The organism is Xenorhabdus sp. KJ12.1 (genome assembly GCF_963876495.1).
Classification (GTDB): Bacteria; Pseudomonadota; Gammaproteobacteria; order Enterobacterales; family Enterobacteriaceae; genus Xenorhabdus; species Xenorhabdus stockiae.
On the sequence record NZ_CAWNQH010000039.1, the window covers coordinates 1 to 395 of the forward strand.

A 395-nucleotide genomic window follows, 5' to 3' on the forward strand; every position below is an offset into this window, starting at 1 on the left:
GGATAAGAAATTGACGAGAGGCCTGTTCCAGGAGCAAAGTTTTGGTGAAAGCCTAAAACGACTCCGGGGAGGAACAGGCCATGGACAAGTTAGTTGAAATTTTCTGCGATGTCGACGACTTTTGTCGTCTTTTCATCCCCCAGTGGGCGCAGTTTTGTCTCGATAACGGATACCGCCTGCGCCGCAGACAAGGCCGCATGTATCCCAGTGAAATCATGACAATTTTAATCCTCTTTCAGCGGTCGCATTACCGTGATTTTAAAAACTTTTATTTGGAGCATATCTGGCAATACCATCACCGCGACTTCCCCTCCTTGCTCAGTTATACCCGTTTTATCAGCGTTGCCCCGTCCGTTTTGGTCCCCTTATCCAGTTATCTGACTCAATTAAAAGGA

1 pseudogene is annotated in these 395 nt (G+C 47.1%); it reads left to right on the forward strand.

Features of this window, described 5'->3' with window-relative positions:
* Window positions 1-80: 80 nt before the first annotated feature.
* A pseudogene (locus tag AACS92_RS04235) lies at window positions 81-395 on the forward strand (IS982 family transposase); the annotation flags it as partial.